This is a genomic window from Bacteroides sp. An51A (assembly GCF_002161565.1).
GTDB lineage: Bacteria > Bacteroidota > Bacteroidia > Bacteroidales > Bacteroidaceae > Phocaeicola > Phocaeicola intestinalis.
The window spans coordinates 456,289-472,164 of the sequence record NZ_NFIC01000003.1 but is presented as its reverse complement, the minus strand read 5'-3'; the positions used below and the strand labels follow the sequence as shown (position 1 = coordinate 472,164).

The 15,876-nt window shown below is 46.6% G+C and carries 17 protein-coding genes; 7 read left to right on the top strand and 10 right to left on the bottom strand.

Going from position 1 to position 15,876, the window contains the following annotated elements; all coding sequences use genetic code 11:
* Nucleotides 1-7: 7 nt before the first annotated feature.
* From pstB to B5G04_RS08225, 3 genes are all read left to right on the top strand, one after another.
* The gene (gene pstB, locus B5G04_RS08235) at nucleotides 8-760 is read left to right on the top strand and encodes a phosphate ABC transporter ATP-binding protein PstB (protein ID WP_013619503.1); all 753 of its coding nucleotides are present in this window, start codon (nucleotides 8-10) and stop codon (nucleotides 758-760) included.
* 53 nt (nucleotides 761-813) lie between these two features.
* Nucleotides 814-1,533 (top strand): phosphate signaling complex protein PhoU, encoded by a 720-nt coding sequence (gene phoU, locus B5G04_RS08230; protein WP_013619502.1) that lies wholly within the window; start codon nucleotides 814-816, stop codon nucleotides 1,531-1,533.
* Between the two features lie 94 nt (nucleotides 1,534-1,627).
* On the top strand, nucleotides 1,628-2,167 hold the full coding sequence (locus B5G04_RS08225) for an N-acetyltransferase (protein WP_087396741.1): 540 nt from the start codon (nucleotides 1,628-1,630) through the stop codon (nucleotides 2,165-2,167).
* Nucleotides 2,168-2,193: 26 nt separating this feature from the next.
* Here B5G04_RS08225 and B5G04_RS08220 read toward each other — a convergent pair whose 3' ends face one another.
* The 4 genes from B5G04_RS08220 to B5G04_RS08205 all read right to left on the bottom strand — a co-directional run bounded on the left by B5G04_RS08220 (nucleotide 2,194) and on the right by B5G04_RS08205 (nucleotide 5,939).
* A complete protein-coding gene (locus B5G04_RS08220) occupies nucleotides 2,194-2,808 on the bottom strand; it encodes an LUD domain-containing protein (protein WP_013619501.1) in 615 nt (204 codons plus the stop codon).
* A 134-nt stretch (nucleotides 2,809-2,942) separates the two neighbouring features.
* Nucleotides 2,943-4,307, bottom strand: a complete 1,365-nt coding sequence (locus B5G04_RS08215; RefSeq protein WP_022040283.1) for a lactate utilization protein B — start codon at nucleotides 4,305-4,307, stop codon at nucleotides 2,943-2,945.
* Entirely contained in the window at nucleotides 4,304-5,044 is a 741-nt protein-coding gene (locus B5G04_RS08210; RefSeq protein ID WP_087209744.1) for a (Fe-S)-binding protein, read from the bottom strand. The genes B5G04_RS08215 and B5G04_RS08210 overlap by 4 nt, the downstream gene beginning before the upstream one ends.
* A 205-nt stretch (nucleotides 5,045-5,249) precedes the next feature.
* Nucleotides 5,250-5,939 (bottom strand): MIP family channel protein, encoded by a 690-nt coding sequence (locus B5G04_RS08205; protein WP_087209746.1) that lies wholly within the window; start codon nucleotides 5,937-5,939, stop codon nucleotides 5,250-5,252.
* 163 nt (nucleotides 5,940-6,102) lie between these two features.
* Between B5G04_RS08205 and B5G04_RS08200 the strand changes: the two genes are divergently transcribed.
* Complete coding sequence (locus tag B5G04_RS08200; protein ID WP_087209749.1) at nucleotides 6,103-6,330, top strand: winged helix-turn-helix domain-containing protein; 228 nt, start codon at nucleotides 6,103-6,105, stop codon at nucleotides 6,328-6,330.
* A 515-nt stretch (nucleotides 6,331-6,845) separates the two neighbouring features.
* On the opposite strand, the gene B5G04_RS08190 is transcribed toward B5G04_RS08200, so the two are convergent.
* The 5 genes from B5G04_RS08190 to B5G04_RS08170 form a co-directional block, all read right to left on the bottom strand.
* Entirely contained in the window at nucleotides 6,846-7,055 is a 210-nt protein-coding gene (locus B5G04_RS08190; protein ID WP_022040287.1) for a winged helix-turn-helix domain-containing protein, read from the bottom strand.
* 171 nt (nucleotides 7,056-7,226) lie between these two features.
* The gene (locus B5G04_RS08185; RefSeq protein ID WP_087396739.1) at nucleotides 7,227-7,700 is read right to left on the bottom strand and encodes a C-GCAxxG-C-C family protein; all 474 of its coding nucleotides are present in this window, start codon (nucleotides 7,698-7,700) and stop codon (nucleotides 7,227-7,229) included.
* 9 nt (nucleotides 7,701-7,709) lie between these two features.
* Nucleotides 7,710-8,669, bottom strand: coding sequence for a D-2-hydroxyacid dehydrogenase (locus tag B5G04_RS08180; protein ID WP_022040289.1), 960 nt, complete (start codon nucleotides 8,667-8,669; stop codon nucleotides 7,710-7,712).
* 15 nt (nucleotides 8,670-8,684) lie between these two features.
* The gene (locus tag B5G04_RS08175) at nucleotides 8,685-9,959 is read right to left on the bottom strand and encodes a replication-associated recombination protein A (protein ID WP_022040290.1); all 1,275 of its coding nucleotides are present in this window, start codon (nucleotides 9,957-9,959) and stop codon (nucleotides 8,685-8,687) included.
* A gap of 373 nt (nucleotides 9,960-10,332) precedes the next feature.
* A complete protein-coding gene (locus B5G04_RS08170) occupies nucleotides 10,333-11,220 on the bottom strand; it encodes a hypothetical protein (protein ID WP_022040291.1) in 888 nt (295 codons plus the stop codon).
* 521 nt (nucleotides 11,221-11,741) lie between these two features.
* On the opposite strand from B5G04_RS08170, the gene B5G04_RS08165 reads away from it, so the two are divergent.
* The 3 genes from B5G04_RS08165 to phnW all read left to right on the top strand — a co-directional run bounded on the left by B5G04_RS08165 (nucleotide 11,742) and on the right by phnW (nucleotide 15,154).
* Nucleotides 11,742-13,103, top strand: coding sequence for a DUF5690 family protein (locus tag B5G04_RS08165; protein ID WP_087396661.1), 1,362 nt, complete (start codon nucleotides 11,742-11,744; stop codon nucleotides 13,101-13,103).
* Entirely contained in the window at nucleotides 13,100-13,894 is a 795-nt protein-coding gene (phnX, locus tag B5G04_RS08160; protein ID WP_087396658.1) for a phosphonoacetaldehyde hydrolase, read from the top strand. Before B5G04_RS08165 ends, phnX begins: the two co-directional genes overlap by 4 nt.
* A gap of 174 nt (nucleotides 13,895-14,068) precedes the next feature.
* Nucleotides 14,069-15,154 carry a 2-aminoethylphosphonate--pyruvate transaminase gene (phnW, locus tag B5G04_RS08155; RefSeq protein ID WP_087396655.1) on the top strand — a complete coding sequence of 362 codons (1,086 nt, stop codon included), beginning with the start codon at nucleotides 14,069-14,071 and terminating at the stop codon, nucleotides 15,152-15,154.
* Between the two features lie 82 nt (nucleotides 15,155-15,236).
* Here the strand turns inward: phnW and B5G04_RS08150 are convergent, their stop codons facing one another.
* Entirely contained in the window at nucleotides 15,237-15,809 is a 573-nt protein-coding gene (locus B5G04_RS08150; RefSeq protein ID WP_087396652.1) for a plasmid pRiA4b ORF-3 family protein, read from the bottom strand.
* Between the last annotated feature and the right edge of the window lie 67 nt (nucleotides 15,810-15,876).

The following is a 15,876-nucleotide window of genomic DNA, read 5'->3' as shown; positions in this document are numbered from 1 at the left end:
CATCTGTATGAATAAGATTGAAGCTAAAAACGTAGATTTCTATTACGGCGACTTTCATGCGCTGAAGAATATCAATATCACGATTCCAAACAATGAAGTGGTTGCCTTTATCGGTCCTTCCGGATGTGGTAAATCAACCTTCCTGCGCTTGTTCAACCGCATGAACGATTTGATTCCAGGAACCCGGCTGACTGGAGAAATCTGTATTGACGGACGGAACATCTACGAACCGTCGGTCAATGTAGACATCTTACGCAAAAACGTCGGTATGGTATTCCAACGTCCCAACCCGTTCCCGAAAAGTATCTTTGAAAATGTAGCTTACGGGTTACGCGTCAATGGCATCAAAGACAAGGAATTCATTACCGAACGGGTAGAAACAGCATTGAAAGGCGCAGCCTTGTGGAACGAAGTGAAAGACAAGTTGAAGGCTTCTGCCTACGATCTCTCCGGAGGACAACAGCAGCGTCTGTGCATCGCACGTGCCATGGCAGTAGAACCTTCGGTATTGCTGATGGACGAACCGGCATCTGCCCTCGACCCCATTTCTACTGCAAAGATTGAAGAACTGATTTGCGAACTGAGCTCACAGACTACTGTAGTCATCGTAACCCACAGCATGCAACAGGCTGCCCGCGTAAGTAACAAGACTGCTTTCTTCTATATGGGCGAAATGGTAGAATACGGCGAAACCAAGAAAATCTTTACCAGCCCCGATAAAGAAGCTACCCAGAATTACATTACCGGACGCTTCGGATAAATTGTCAACTATTAATTGTCAATCATTAACTATTCACTATTAATTATACAGACATGGTAAAATTTGTAGAAAACGAACTTCTCAACATCAAGACAGAAGTAAACGATATGTGGCAGTTGGTTTACCAACAACTGAACAATGCCTATAAATCTGTATTGGAAGTCAATATGGAACTTGCCGATAAAGTAATATTACGCGAAAAACGTGTCAATGCATTCGAATTGCGTATCGACAGTGACATCGAAGATTTCATCGCATTGTACAATCCCGTAGCTGTAGACTTGCGCTTTGCACTTGCCATGCTGAAAATCAATACCAACCTGGAACGCATCGGCGACTATGCCGACAGCATCGCACGCTTTGTCATCCGCACCGATTTGAAACCGGAAAACAAGGCACTGTTTGCCGAACTCCAGCTGGAAGACATGTTCGATATGGTATTGCACATGCTCAGCACCACATACGATGCTTTGCAGAAACAGGACATCGGACTTGCAAAATCCATCTTCGACAAAGACGAAACATTGGATATCTTGAACAAAAACGCCATCGATACACTGGCGGCATACGCCAACGAACATCCCGAAGACATCAAGTTGTGTCTGGAAATCGCAGGCATCTTCCGCAAATTGGAACGTGCGGGTGACCACATCAACAACCTTGCCGAAGAAACTGTATTCTACATTGATGCGGAAGTATTGAAACACCACAAATCAATGCTTAGAGATTCGGAAGAAGAAAATCTGGAAAACGACAACAAAGCAGAAAGCTAAATCCGAAAGGAAACCTCCATAAAACAAATCCCCCGGCATGTTGCGGTTCACACCAGAACCGGCAGATGCCGGGGCTTTATGCTATAAACAAAAAATGAGAAACGACCTATCAATCAGAGAAGAAAAAAGCAAGGATTTTCCCTTCATACGTAGCCTGACCGAACAGGCATTTCTAAACGTACCGGAAAGCGACCATACAGAACACTTACTGGTGGAACGCCTGCGGCAATCAGAAGCCTATATTCCGGAACTGTCTTTGGTGGCAGAAACAAACACAGGAAAAATCGTAGGACACATCCTGCTTTCAAAAGTGGGAATCGTATCAGAAGAAGGCACGACCACCGTACTTAGCGTCGCTCCCCTGTCTGTATTGCCTGAATTTCAACGGCAAGGCATCGGAAGCATGCTCCTGCGTGAAGCCCACAGACGGGCAGCCCTGCTGGGTTACAAAGCTGTCCTGTTGCTGGGGCATAAGGATTACTATCCACGATTTGGTTACCGGAAAGCTTCATCCTATGGCATAAGATTTCCTTTCAATGCCCCCGATGAATGTTGCATGGCTATCGAACTGGAACCGGACGGACTAAAAGATGTACACGGATGGGTATGTTATCCCAACGCTTTCTTCGAATAGTCTCATTGGTTCCTGCACATCTCTGGTCACAACAATATCACGGTCACGCTACGCGGACCGTGAGCTCCCATAACCAAAGCCTGCTCAATATCGGCAGTCTTCGAAGGTCCCGACATAAAGACCCCATAACCATATTCGCCCGTATCAATCCGCTTGTAAGCCTCGTGCATGTTGTTGACAAGATTCTTACGGTCCAGCAAAATCACCAGTGCCTCCGAAATAAAGTAAATGGCACGTTGTTCCACATCCTGCTGCAACCAGACAGCACCGTTTTCGCATACACCTATCCTGCCATCAACGATGGCAAGGTCTGTACCGTCCAGTTCTCCCGGATTTTCCACCTCATCCGGATGGAAAGTCGCACAGGTGATAAGTTGGATTTTTTCACCTGTAGGCACTTCTTTCAGAATGGACGCAATGCGTTTGGCATCCGGATACAATTGCCGGATAACTTCGTTCAAATCGTCTTCCTTTCCCAATACAACGGCTTTACCGCCCATCTGTACCATAATTTTACAAAATTGGCCAACCGGATCCGCATAAGTCAAAGCTTCCTCTTCCAGCGATGTCAAGTCCGGCCGCTCATAACGTGTCCGCGTATTGCGGCGTATGTTCTGTAATATATCTTCTCTACTGCTCATTGTTTATTTTTTTATTTAAGAAACCAGGTACCAGGTACTAGTTGACTAGGTTCTAAATAGCATTACTTTGTCAACGCCCACAAAAAGTATCTAAAACCTAGTCACCTAGTACCTGGTCAACCAGTCCCCTTATACTAAACTTTTCCTTTCTTCCACATCTCGTTGAAACTCTCTTTGACAAACTTCGGCATCTCATGCTCCTTGCCCCAGTCATTCATGCCGTTGTACAATGTCCAGCGGGGAAGCGAATTGGCGATGGAAGCATTCTTCAAGGCAAAGTTGAACAAGGCAGGACGCTCCATCAGGAACTTCATGCCGCCCGACATCAGCTTCTTTTCCTTGCTTGCCACACCCAAGCCGTCCATGCGCTGGCGCCAACGGTAAATTTGGTCGGCAAGGTCAACCTTTGCCGGACACACATTCTGGCACGAATAACACAGTGAACATGCCGAAACATTGTCATAATAGTGCAAAGGAGCCTTCAGCATACCCAGATTGATGCCGATGGGGCCCGGTATGAAATAGGTGTACGAATAACCTCCCGAACGCCTGTACACCGGACAAGTGTTCATACACGCACCACAACGCAGGCAGTTCAGCGTCTTCACATGCTCCTGGTCGGCAAGAATCTGGCTTCGCCCATTATCTACAATGATGATATGCAACTCGCCTCCCTTCCGTGGCTTACGGTAATGTGACGTATATGAAGTAATGGGCTGCCCTGTGCCCGAACGTGCCAACAGACGGGTAAATACGCCCAAAGCTTCACGGTCGGGAACAATCTTTTCCAGCCCGAAAGCCGTAATCTGAAGTTTGGGCTGCGAAGTGCCCATATCGGCGTTCCCTTCATTGGTACACACTACACATTCACCGGTCGATGCCACCGCAAAATTGGCACCCGTCATGGCTGCTTCCGCATGAATGAACTTCTGGCGCAAGTTCTTGCGCGCTGCATGAGTCAGGTATGTCTGGTCGTTATTGCCTGGCTCGGTACCCATTTCACGCACGAACAATTCACCGATTTCTTCTTTCTTGATATGAATGGCAGGCATCACGATATGGCTCGGACGCTTGTGCATCAGTTGAAGGATGCGTTCGCCCAAGTCACTTTCCACCACCTCGATTCCTTTTTCTTCCAGATACTCGTTCAGCCCACACTCCTCGGCAAGCATCGATTTGCTCTTGATGAAATGCTTCACCTGATGCCCGCTCAGGATATTATAAATAATTTTACAATACTCATCGGCATCTTTTGCCCAATACACGTATGCCCCATTGGCAAGTGCATTTTTCTCAAATTCCTGCAACAACTGGTCCAAATGACTGTTGCTGTACATCTTCAGGGCACATGCCGCATCACGCAACTGCTCCCACTCAGGAACCTCCTTACTCATTTTATCCCGTTTGGCACGCACCATCCATAACGTCTCGTCGTGCCAGGCAGCCATCTCACGGTTCTTCAGAAACGCTCCGGCAGCTTTCGAATGTTTCGTACTCATAATCCTGCAGCTAAAATTTGAACAATATGAATGGTCTTGATAGGCAGATGGTCGCGCTCGATAATGCCTGTCTGATGCATCAGACACGAACTGTCTGCTCCTACGATATACTCGGCACCCGTATCAATGTGCCGTTGCACCTTATCGCGCCCCATACGCCCCGACACATCGTGTTCTTCTACGGCAAACATGCCTCCGAAGCCACAACATTCGTCCGGACGCTCAGGCTCTACAATCTCGATACCCTTTACCAACGACAACAAATCGCGCAATTTATTATAATAAGGTACGTTCAGTTCACTGGGCGACGAGAGGTGCATCAGCCTCACCCCGTGACAACTGTTCTGAATGCTGACCTTATGCGGGAACGATGCCGGAAGCGAATCCGGCTTTATCACATCGTGGATAAACTCGCAAATATCGTAAATCTTGCCTTCACTGGCACAACGGTGCGGTTCCTCTTTCAGCAAATTGCCATAATGGTCGCGTACGAACACCACACAACTGGCAGAAGGCCCGACGATATAATCGTACCCCTCAAACAATCTATCGAAACGCTTTGCCAGCTCTTTCGATTCCATTTCAAACCCTGCATTTGCCATCGGCTGTCCGCAACAGGTCTGGTCCAATGGATAATCCACATCCACCCCCAGGCTTTTCAGTAGCTTGTAGGAGGCAACCCCCACTTCGGGATAGACGGCATTGATGTAACAGGGAACAAACAATCCTACTTTCATTTTTCTTGCCATTAAATTATTTCACAAGCAAAGTTACGCTATATTCTTGAATAAACGAAACGACTTTACGGATATTTTCAGGAAGGATGAAATAACCTCCGCATCGGCTTTTGCAGATTTATGGCAAAACCACTAAAAAAAGGATGCGTCAAAAAAAATACATAAATGACGCATCCTTGTGTTTCTCCTTATTACATATACGACACTACCGGTTTACCCGTCCTCCACCAATGGTCTTCCATACCAGCGAACTGAACGCAGCTCCTACGAAAGGTGCTACAATGAAGAGCCAAAGCTGTTCCAGTGCCTGACCGCCTTCCACCAAGGCAGGACCGATACTACGTGCAGGATTGACCGATGTCCCCGTAATAGGAATACATACAATGTGAATCAAAACCAAAGTCAAGCCAATGGCAAGTCCGGCAAAATTACCCGCTCCCTTCTTTTCATCAGTCGCACCCAATACCACCAATACAAAAATAAAGGTAAACACTGCCTCGGCAATAAAAGCCTGGGCCATTTCTCCAGAGTCGTACGAATTCGCACCAGACAGGGTAGGTCCGCCATGCCCTCCGGTAGAAACAAGAAGTACCAGGAGCAACGAACCGATAATGCCCCCTATCACCTGAAAAATCATATACATTGCTGCATCACGGGTACTCATACGACCCGACATCCATACACCCAACGTAATGGCCGGATTGATATGACATCCTGAAACATTACCGATGGTATACGCCATAGCTACCACCGACAAACCAAAAGCCAAAGCAACTCCCAACGTTCCTACGCCTGCACCAAGAGCATCTGCCGCATTCCCTGCAAAGATAGCGCTGCCACATCCCATCAGGACAAGAATCATCGTCCCGAGCATTTCTGCCAAATATTTTCTCATAAGCCATAAGAATTAAAAGTTAAACATATAGGTTATTTGCCACCAAATTACAAAAAATATTGGAATTTATCGCTAAATTCAGTATATTTGTATCAAAGTTTAGGCAGAAATATCAAAAAACGCTGACCCAAACAGAACCATTCATCTTAAAAACCATACGACTATGAACATGCAAAGTATCGGCGAAAGCGCAGGAGTCATCTGGAAAATACTCTATGGTGACAACAGAAAATGGGAATACCAGGAATTAAAAAAGGCTACAGGCTTACGGGACCGTGAACTAAATGCCGCAATCGGCTGGTTGGCACGCGAAGGAAAAATCCAATTTGAAGAGGGTGACAGCGAGCACCCGACCGCTCTTTATATTGAACTGAGTCTTTACATCGGATAAAAAGAGCAATAATGAATGTCCGCAAACAACCAATACATACCCTTTGACAATGAAGATAACGGCATAAGTGGTTTCCATATTACTGCATCTGACTACGGAATGCACTTACTTGACAAAGTCAGTACTACTGCATTGGCAGATGAAGTATATATCCGTAGGCAGATGAAGTATATATTCAACCGCGTATGCAGTATATATTCATTTTTTAGGAGTATGCATTGACAGTTTGCAGACATTCATTTTCAGAAGCTGTTTTGAATTTATCGTGCGATGATTTGGGATGAGTTTTTGAGGCATTTTCGCTTCTGTGATGAGGAAGATAGCGGGCTATCTGACGAAGAACAGGAGCGAAAAGGACCAAAAAATCGCCCAAAGCACACACGAAAACGAATACATCAAGCCAAGAAAAACTTTTTGGAGAAATTCAAAACAGCTTCTCACCAAAATCATAAAAAAGCGTTGAAAAAATCCCTGATGACTTCTTCAACGCCTTTTTCTGTACTGCAAGATTTTACTTATTTCAACACAAAAGTCAATTCACCTGCTTCATCTTCTTTTTCTTCAATCTTGTCTTCTCTCAACAGCCAACCCAAACCTAAAAACAATTCTTTCTCCGTTTTCAGTTTCGTAGCTTTTTTCAGCTCTTTTTGAGTCATGCCTTTTTCATTCCCATTCAGTGCCTCCCAGATTTGTCCGGCGATAACACCTGCTTTTTCTTTTAACATAGTCTTTTGCTTTTAAATAGTAAACATAAAAAACTAACTCAGAAAAGTCTGCGTAGTCCCTTGCAAAAGTAATTAAAAAAAACAAATCTATGCACGCTTATTTAAAAAAGTTTCAGTTTAGCAAGAAAAAACAAGCAAAATACAACTCTTTAAATGTTCTGAACGTAACATTCACTTCGAAAAATGTCCTTGTCCTTCCAAAAAGTCACCGAAGATACGAGCTGCCAACTCTATCATTTTCGGACAAGGACGCTTGGCATAATATTGTGGCGTGCGCTCCTCGGAAACAGAGGTTACAGGCTCTTTTTTCGACAAGCCCAACAATTCTCCACAACACAACGTACCGGTCTGTTCCTTGAACTTTGCAGCAAGCTCTTGCACCAAAGCATAATTGGCAGACTTGCTTGCACGATCGGCTCCCACGACTGCACTACGTTCCAGTCCGGCAAGCAAAAACATGCCACATGCCGCTCCACATGTCAGACGCATCCGTCCGATTCCGGCACCGAACGAAGCCGACATCCGGAACGCCTGCTCGGGTGTAAAGCCATAAAGGTCGGCGTATGCCCCTACCACCGATTGTGCACAATTGTATCCTTCTTTAAATAAAGACACAGCTTTCGCCACACGTTCTTCTTTCGTCATCATAATCGCTTAGTTTTCCAATACATTATTAATAGGTTTCCCCCCAATCCATGCCTGCAGATTGTCTACTACCTGTTTCATCAACCGTTCACGCGCTTCTTGAGTAGCCCAGGCAATGTGAGGCGTAATGAAACAATTTTTCAATTTCAATAAAGGGTTTCCGGGCGAAGGAGGCTCCGATGAAAGTACGTCAAGTCCCGCCCCAAGCAGTTTTCCACTCAGCAAAGCACGTTCCAATGCTTTCTCGTCTATCAGCCCACCCCTGCCGGTATTGATTAAAATCGAACCTTTCTTCATCAATGACAAACGGAACGAATTGACCATTTCCTTCGTTTCAGATGTAAGCGGACAATGCAGGCTCACGATGTCGCAAGTAGAAAACACATCATTCAATTTCGCCTTCTCGTATTCTTTCGGCAATTTCATATCCATATTATGCGGACAAACAACCACTTTCATGCCAAATGCCGAAGCCACCTTAGCCATAGCCTGACCGATATGCCCGAAACCGACCAGCCCGATGCGCTTCCCGGCCAACTCTACCAGCGGAGTGTCGCGATAAGAAAAATCATTTTGTGCACTCCACACACCGTTGTGCACCTCGTTTGCATAATGCCCCACGCGTAATGTAATGTTCAGGATATGGGCAAAAGCCATCTGTACTACCGAATCGGTGCTGTATGCCGGAATGTTGGTCACAACAATGCCCTGCTTACGGGCTACCTCCAGATCAATGATGTTATACCCTGTAGCCAACACACCTATGTATTTCAAATCGGGCAAATGTTCCAACGTGTAACGGTCGAGCACGACTTTATTGGTCAATACCACATCAGCCCCTTCTGCCCTCCTTATCACATCTTCCTGTGACGTACGGTCGTGTACCGTCAATTCGCCCAGTTCTTTCAATTCTTCCCATTCACGTTCTCCCGGATTCAATGTATATCCGTCTAATACTACAATCTTCATAATTACTTTTCTTTGTTATTCTTTAAACCGCTCTCCCCACAACTGCACCATCCGGTCTTTCAACTTCTGTTCGGCAGGGTTTTCCTGCGCATGCCAGAAACGATGTCCCTGGATGCCGTCGGGTAAAAACTGCTGTTCTACAAAATGTCCTTTATAATCGTGTGCGTACTTGTATTCCTTCCCATATCCCAGCTCCTTCATCAGCTTGGTAGGAGCATTGCGCAAGTGGAGTGGCACAGGCAAGTTTCCGGTACTGCGAACCGTACTTATCGCTTCATTGATGCCCATGTATGCCGAATTGCTCTTGGGACTGGTAGCTAGATAGACGGTGGCTTCTGCCAGCGGAATGCGCCCTTCGGGCCAGCCAATCTTCATTACGGCATCGAATGCTGCATTGGCAAGCAACAACGCATTCGGGTTTGCCAGCCCGATGTCTTCCGAAGCCGATATCACCAGCCTGCGGGCAATGAAGGCTGGGTCTTCTCCCCCCTCTACCATACGGGCAAGCCAATACAAAGCGCCGTCCGGGTCACTTCCCCGAATCGACTTGATGAAAGCCGAAATGATGTCGTAATGCATCTCACCATCCTTGTCGTATGCCAAAGGATTCTGTTGCAGGCGTTCCACCACTTTCCCATCGGTAATGACAATCGGGTCCGAATCGTCCGCTTCTACCACCAGTTCCAGAATGTTCAACAACTTACGCGCATCTCCTCCCGAATAGCGCAACATCGCATCGGTTTCCTTTAATTCGATGTGTTTCTCTTTCAGCACCGCGTCTTTCTCCAGCGCATGGTGAAGCAATTCCAGCAAGTCGTCTTTCTCCAACGATTTCAGCACATACAGCTGACACCTTGAAAGCAACGGACGGATTACCTCAAACGAAGGATTCTCCGTAGTGGCACCTATCAAAGTAACTACCCCCGTTTCTACAGCGCCCAGCAACGAGTCTTGCTGCGACTTGCTGAAACGGTGTATTTCGTCGATGAAAAGAATCGGACTCTGCTGCGAAAAGAAACGCCCGCCGCGAGCTTTTTCGATGACATCACGCACTTCCTTCACTCCCGAAGTGACTGCACTCAAGGTATAGAAAGGCACTTCCAGCCTGTTGGCTATGATTTGTGCCAACGTGGTCTTCCCCACTCCGGGAGGCCCCCATAATATAAAGGAAGAGATGCGCCCGGCATCAATCATCCGCCTCAATACGGCACCTTCTCCCACCAGATGTTTCTGCCCGATATAATCGTCTAATGTTTTCGGGCGCATCCGTTCCGCCAATGGTTGTGACATAACTCTAACTTTTTATCTCACAAAAGTAAGTATTTTCAAGATGTGAAGGAAAAACAGAGCTGGGAATTTTATAAAAAAGGCAAACGTAAGGGCATAAAAAAAGCCTCTTTTCACAAAGAAGCTTTTTTAAGTTTTCAATAGGTATTAGTTTTTTTTTTAAGGTAAAAAGATTGTTTTCAGGATAACACCACAAAGATGAGGCCTTTTTCTGAACTAAACAAATAAAAACTTATGTCTTTAAACATGTTTTTCAATTTTCTTTCATTTTTCTTTCTTTGCATTCTTTAAGGGCCCCACCCCTTCATACTGTTACAAAAGTAATAAAATTTCTTTAAAAGCAAACAAAAAGAATCAAGATAATCCGAAATCTGTGCTATAATGACAATATTTTCTTTTCCACCCTCAAGTCGTCTTCCGTCATCCGAGGCGAAGGAATGTTGCACATACGGATAATATCTTCCGCCTGACAGGTATAATCGTAGTATGCCTTTTCTTTTTCATCCAGCACCTCCGGAGCCTTCAGTTCTCCCTTCAGTTTCAAAAACTCGTCGCGCGCTATGCTGTCCGAATATTTTACAAAAAGGATGCGCCGCGCCACGGGATTGTAATTATAGTCGAAACACATGTACAGGCCGCGCAAGAAAGGCGGACGGTCGTACATCGGAAGCTTCAGGCAAATGTAGAACAAAGAGAGTTGGGGCGAAGGGTTCTCGTTGAACATCAGGTACAGGTGGTTGAAGCCGTTCATCAAAGCCGTACCCCAATGGGTCACCCCATACGCATTGTTATGCCCCACCTCCACATAATTGCCGTTCTCGGCAGGGGCAATCAGGTAGGGTTCAATCTTCAGGCTCCGGCTCCCAGACGAAATGCTATAGCTGATGTAAATGCCGCTGAAGTTGAACACACGCCCCATCGTCTCCTGCACATTGTTTTCCAACTGTACGAGAAACGGACATCGGGCATCTTCCGGAACCGCCTTTGCCTGATAATCCGTGGAGAACAAAGAGTCTTTCAATCGGGCAAGCGAACCGAGCAATTTCTTTTTCGACACATTGTTCACCCACACCAGCGCATTGTTCAACGCCTCTTCCTCGCCCATCCCTTTCTCGCGGTTCTTGAAATAAGCGGGAAGCACCGTCGAATAAATAGCCGACAAGACGCTGGGCGAAAAGCCTGCCCGTTCCGCCATGTCCTTCATCTTGACGCCTTTCTGGCGCAAGAATGTCATGCGGTCGTATATTTCTTTCAATTCCTCCATAATAAAAACAGGGTTTGGGCACGAAGTTAATCAAAATTCTTCAAATATCCGCCCCGAATCATGCAGATAGTTGCGTTGCCCGATGCATATAGCTGCACCGGCATGTGCCTGTATATGCAAGTTTGGAAGACACGAAGCGTTACAATTGTTACAAATGACAATTACAAAAGTGTATTTCAACAAGGCGATTCCAGATTCCAATGAGGGAAGACTTACACAACATAGAAATTATATATTATATATATTATATAATATATATAATATATAATTTTAAGAAGAAGTTCGCTTCATCGGTTGGCTTACATGAAAACGATTTTCAATTAATTGTAATTGTAACAATTGTAACGCTTCCTCATATTACAAACCGGTTTCATTTCCATGTCAGTGTGATGTCTATTTTGTAAAAGAACCGTTTCAGGAATGTTTCTGAATTGTTACACGAATATGATTCCTGCTTTATTCATTTTTCCCTTGACGGCAAGGCCCTACTTTTGCACCGGAATCAAAACGAGAACAGAAACATGAGAACTCAAACACAAACCATACCCGGAAACAAAAAGCCGATGCCCGACTGGCTCTTCGTGCTTTGGGCAGGAGGCACAGCCCTGTTTTCCTATTCCCTGGTCTATGCCCTGCGCAAGCCTTTCACGGCGGCAGAATTCGAAGGGCTACAAGTGTACGGGATGGACTACAAGATAGCCGTCAGCATCATCCAATTGCTGGGTTATGTAAGCGCAAAGTTATTAGGCATCAAATACATTTCCGAATTAAGGCCCGAAGGACGCCTGAAGTTCATCATCGGCTCGGCGGCTTTGTCCGAAATCTCGCTCATCGCTTTCGGCGTGCTCCCTATACCTTATAATATAGTGGCGCTCTACTTCAACGGGCTTTCGCTGGGCTGCATGTGGGGAGTGATATTCAGTTTCCTCGAAGGGCGGCGCACCACCGACATTCTTGCCAGCATCATGGGCGTAAGCATGGCACTCAGTTCGGGCGTGGCGAAATCGTTAGGCCTTTATGCGCTCAACCAGCTTCACGTGAGCGAGTTCTGGATGCCTGCCCTCATCGGAGCCGCGGCTTTTCCCCTGCTCTGCTTCACCGGATGGATGATGACCCGCTTCCCCAGACCTACGGAAGCCGACATCGCTTCGCGTTCGGAACGCGTCACACTGAACGGGCACCAGCGCTGGGCATTGTTCCGCCGGTTCATGCCCCTGCTCATCCTGCTTTTCGGAGCCAACCTCCTGCTCACCGTACAACGCGACATCAAGGAAGACTTTATCGTATGCATCATCGATGTACAGACCATCTCTTCGTGGGCATTCGCGCAAATCGACTCGATAGCGACCTTTGTCCTGCTGGCTGTATTCGCCTTGCTCGCCACAACCTACAATCACCTGAAGGTGCTTTGCATGTTATTGATACTCTCTACATTCGGTATGGGAACCTTGGCGTTCTTAGGGGCGACCGAAGGAAACGAGCATATCCCCACCACCATCTGGCTCTTCCTTCAAAGCCTTTGCCTGGACATCGCTTACCTGAGCTTCCAGACCATCTTCTTCGAACGCTTCATCGCCTGCTTCAAGATAAAGGGAAACGTGGGGTTCTTCATCATTACCATCGATTTCGTAGGCTATTTAGGCACACTCGGCTTGTTGCTCTTCAAGGAATTCTGCGCCTCTCACATCGACTGGGCATCCTTCTACAACCACATGAGCCTGTTCATCGGAGTGGCATGCTGCCTTTCCTTCATCGCCTCGCTAATCTACATGATTTATGCCCGGAAGCGCAAGCAAGGCCCCCTGCCCGAAAAGGCGGAACAACCTGAAACAAGAAAGAATGAAAAAGAAAATAATATCTACTTAACAACTTCTGCTATATGAAAAAGATTGAATGTGTGATTTTAGACTGGGCGGGAACCGCCGTAGATTATGGATGTTTTGCACCGGTATCGGCTTTCATCGAAAGCTTCCGAAGCCTGGGACTCGAAGTGAGCGCCGCCGAAACACGTGCCCACATGGGGCTGACCAAGATTGAAGAAATCCGTGCCCTGTTCCGTATCGACCACGTAAGCCAGGCGTTCCGCGAAAAATACGGACGCGACTATAACGAGAATGATATCCAATCCTGCTACGCCGAATTCCAACGTCTGCTATTCAGCACCCTGCGCAACTATTCGGGTCCGATAGCGCATGTAGTGGAAACCATCGACACCCTGCGTGGCATGGGCATCCTGATAGGCTCCACCACAGGATATACCCAAGAGATGATGGACATCGTCATCCCTTCCGCCGCCGAGCAAGGATACAAGGTAGACAATTGCGTCACCTCGGACAACCTGCCCGCCGGACGCCCTGCACCTTATATGATTTATAAGAATATGTGCGACCTCGCCATTCCTTCCCGCTTCTCGGTATTGAAATACGGAGATACGATTTCCGACATCAAGGAAGGCGTGAACGCCGGCGTATGGAGCGTGGGAGTCATCTTGGGAAGCAACGAGCTGGGACTGACCGAAGAAGAAGTGCAAAACATGCCCGAAGAAGAACTGAAGGCACGTATGCTCGAAGTAAGATACCGCATGTATGCCGCCGGAGCACACTATGTAGTGGATTCCATCAAGGAACTTCCTGCCCTGATCAATGCCATTAACGCACGCATGAACAACGAATAACCGATAATACACCTTTTAATTAAAGGAGTTAAGAAGTTAAGCCAATACCTCTGTGTATACGGTTCTTTGACTTACTATTGGCTTAACTTCTAACGGAGCAAAGCGGAGTGATAACTCCTTAACTTCTTAACTCCTAAAAAATAAACTAAATATCAACATCAACCTATATACAACATGAGACCGTATTTATTATTGACCCCCGGACCGTTAACCACAAGTGAAACCGTAAAAGAAGCCATGATGAGCGACTGGTGCACGTGGGACGAAGACTATAACGTAGGCATTGTGGAAGTAATCCGCAAAGAACTGGTAGAATTGGCAAGCAGCCGCCCTGAAGAATATACCGCCGTATTGATGCAAGGAAGCGGAAGCTTCTGCGTAGAAGCTACCTTAGGCTCAGTAGTCCGCCCCGAAGACCATCTGCTGGTTGCCGCCAACGGTGCATACGGCAAACGCATGGGGGTAATAGCCGATTATTATCACCTGAACTATCACCTGATGAAGTTCGAAGAAACTCAGCAGGTAGACCCGACACAAGTAGACGCATACTTGAACGAACATCCCGAAGTGACGCATGTATCGGTAGTACATTGCGAAACCACTACGGGTGTGCTCAATCCGCTGGAAGCCATCGCCGAGGTTGTAAAACGCCACGATAAAGTGTTGATAGTAGATGCCATGAGCAGCTTCGGGGGAGTACCCATCGATATGGCGCAATTAGGCATCGACTTCATGATTAGTTCTGCCAACAAATGCATCCAGGGCGTTCCCGGATTCGGATTCATCTTGGCACGCCGTTCGCTCCTGGAGCAATGCAAAGGCGTAGCACGTTCGCTCTCGCTCGACCTCTACGACCAATGGGAAACCATGGAAAAAAGACACGGCAAATGGCGATTCACCTCGCCTACCCATGTAGTACGTGCCTTCATGCAAGCCCTGAACGAACTGAAGGCGGAAGGAGGCATCGCCGCACGTCATGCCCGTTATAGTGAAAACCACCGTACACTGGTAGAAGGCATGCGCTCACTGGGATTCCGTACCCTGCTGCCCGATGAAGCACAATCGCCTGTCATCACCTCATTCTATTATCCCTCGGCAGACTTCAATTTCAAGGATTTCTATCAGAAGCTGAAAGCGAAAGACTTTGTCATCTATCCGGGTAAAATCTCTCAAGCTGATACCTTCCGCATCGGAAACATCGGCGATGTATTCCCATCCGATTTCACACGCCTGGTAGAAGCGATTAAGGAAATCAGATAATTCCCTAAAACGGAGTCAATACAGCAAGTCCCGGCACAAGGCATCATGCTTTTGTGCCGGGACTTGATACGTTATGTCACCCTTATAACTGAGACAAATACAGGTTCGTTGCTTCAAGATTAAAGTAATTGGCATCCCAAGTCTCATCGTCTTCCAGCCCCAGCCATTCACGCATTTCTTGAGCTTCTTCTGATTCCGGGTCTTCTTCCAACAATCCCTTCATATATTCATAGCCGGGCACACCGCCACAATCTTCCGGAGGACAAGTTCCCTTACCTGCCAGACAACGGGCATGCAAGAGAGCCTCATCGGATACGGCCTCCAATTTGATCGTATGTATCCAGTCATCCCCGAAATCATACCAATAAACCAGACTTTTCGAGGAATCTTTTCCCAAAAAAGTACGCAATTTCAACTTACTTGCATCTTTTCTTGGAGCGAAAGAGAAAGCATCCATCTCATCCGGTTCGGATATATAGAAAGAACCGCCGTAAGCTTTGTCGGAAAAAGAATACAAATGCGCGTTTTCCCACCCAAAGGCTTCTTGGATTACAAAATGGAATTGCTGGAAAGTAAAAGAGTCCGGTACCAATACCCGCCTCCATACAGGCGGTTTGGTGATACCTTTAATCTGAATTTTAAATTGGTAAGTCATGGCTTTTAATAGTTATCCGTTTACTGAAATCAGTTTTATATGTCCAAAGATACGAATAAATTTCATT

What these genes read in the sequence shown, in the direction of transcription:
- pstB (WP_013619503.1), top strand. Translation starts at nt 8, where the DNA reads ATGAATAAGATTGAAGCTAAAAACGTAGATTTCTATTACGGCGACTTT.
- phoU (WP_013619502.1), top strand. Translation starts at nt 814, where the DNA reads ATGGTAAAATTTGTAGAAAACGAACTTCTCAACATCAAGACAGAAGTA.
- B5G04_RS08225 (WP_087396741.1), top strand. Translation starts at nt 1,628, where the DNA reads ATGAGAAACGACCTATCAATCAGAGAAGAAAAAAGCAAGGATTTTCCC.
- B5G04_RS08220 (WP_013619501.1), bottom strand. Translation starts at nt 2,808, where the DNA reads ATGAGCAGTAGAGAAGATATATTACAGAACATACGCCGCAATACGCGG.
- B5G04_RS08215 (WP_022040283.1), bottom strand. Translation starts at nt 4,307, where the DNA reads ATGAGTACGAAACATTCGAAAGCTGCCGGAGCGTTTCTGAAGAACCGT.
- B5G04_RS08210 (WP_087209744.1), bottom strand. Translation starts at nt 5,044, where the DNA reads ATGAAAGTAGGATTGTTTGTTCCCTGTTACATCAATGCCGTCTATCCC.
- B5G04_RS08205 (WP_087209746.1), bottom strand. Translation starts at nt 5,939, where the DNA reads ATGAGAAAATATTTGGCAGAAATGCTCGGGACGATGATTCTTGTCCTG.
- B5G04_RS08200 (WP_087209749.1), top strand. Translation starts at nt 6,103, where the DNA reads ATGAACATGCAAAGTATCGGCGAAAGCGCAGGAGTCATCTGGAAAATA.
- B5G04_RS08190 (WP_022040287.1), bottom strand. Translation starts at nt 7,055, where the DNA reads ATGTTAAAAGAAAAAGCAGGTGTTATCGCCGGACAAATCTGGGAGGCA.
- B5G04_RS08185 (WP_087396739.1), bottom strand. Translation starts at nt 7,700, where the DNA reads ATGACGAAAGAAGAACGTGTGGCGAAAGCTGTGTCTTTATTTAAAGAA.
- B5G04_RS08180 (WP_022040289.1), bottom strand. Translation starts at nt 8,669, where the DNA reads ATGAAGATTGTAGTATTAGACGGATATACATTGAATCCGGGAGAACGT.
- B5G04_RS08175 (WP_022040290.1), bottom strand. Translation starts at nt 9,959, where the DNA reads ATGTCACAACCATTGGCGGAACGGATGCGCCCGAAAACATTAGACGAT.
- B5G04_RS08170 (WP_022040291.1), bottom strand. Translation starts at nt 11,220, where the DNA reads ATGGAGGAATTGAAAGAAATATACGACCGCATGACATTCTTGCGCCAG.
- B5G04_RS08165 (WP_087396661.1), top strand. Translation starts at nt 11,742, where the DNA reads ATGAGAACTCAAACACAAACCATACCCGGAAACAAAAAGCCGATGCCC.
- phnX (WP_087396658.1), top strand. Translation starts at nt 13,100, where the DNA reads ATGAAAAAGATTGAATGTGTGATTTTAGACTGGGCGGGAACCGCCGTA.
- phnW (WP_087396655.1), top strand. Translation starts at nt 14,069, where the DNA reads ATGAGACCGTATTTATTATTGACCCCCGGACCGTTAACCACAAGTGAA.
- B5G04_RS08150 (WP_087396652.1), bottom strand. Translation starts at nt 15,809, where the DNA reads ATGACTTACCAATTTAAAATTCAGATTAAAGGTATCACCAAACCGCCT.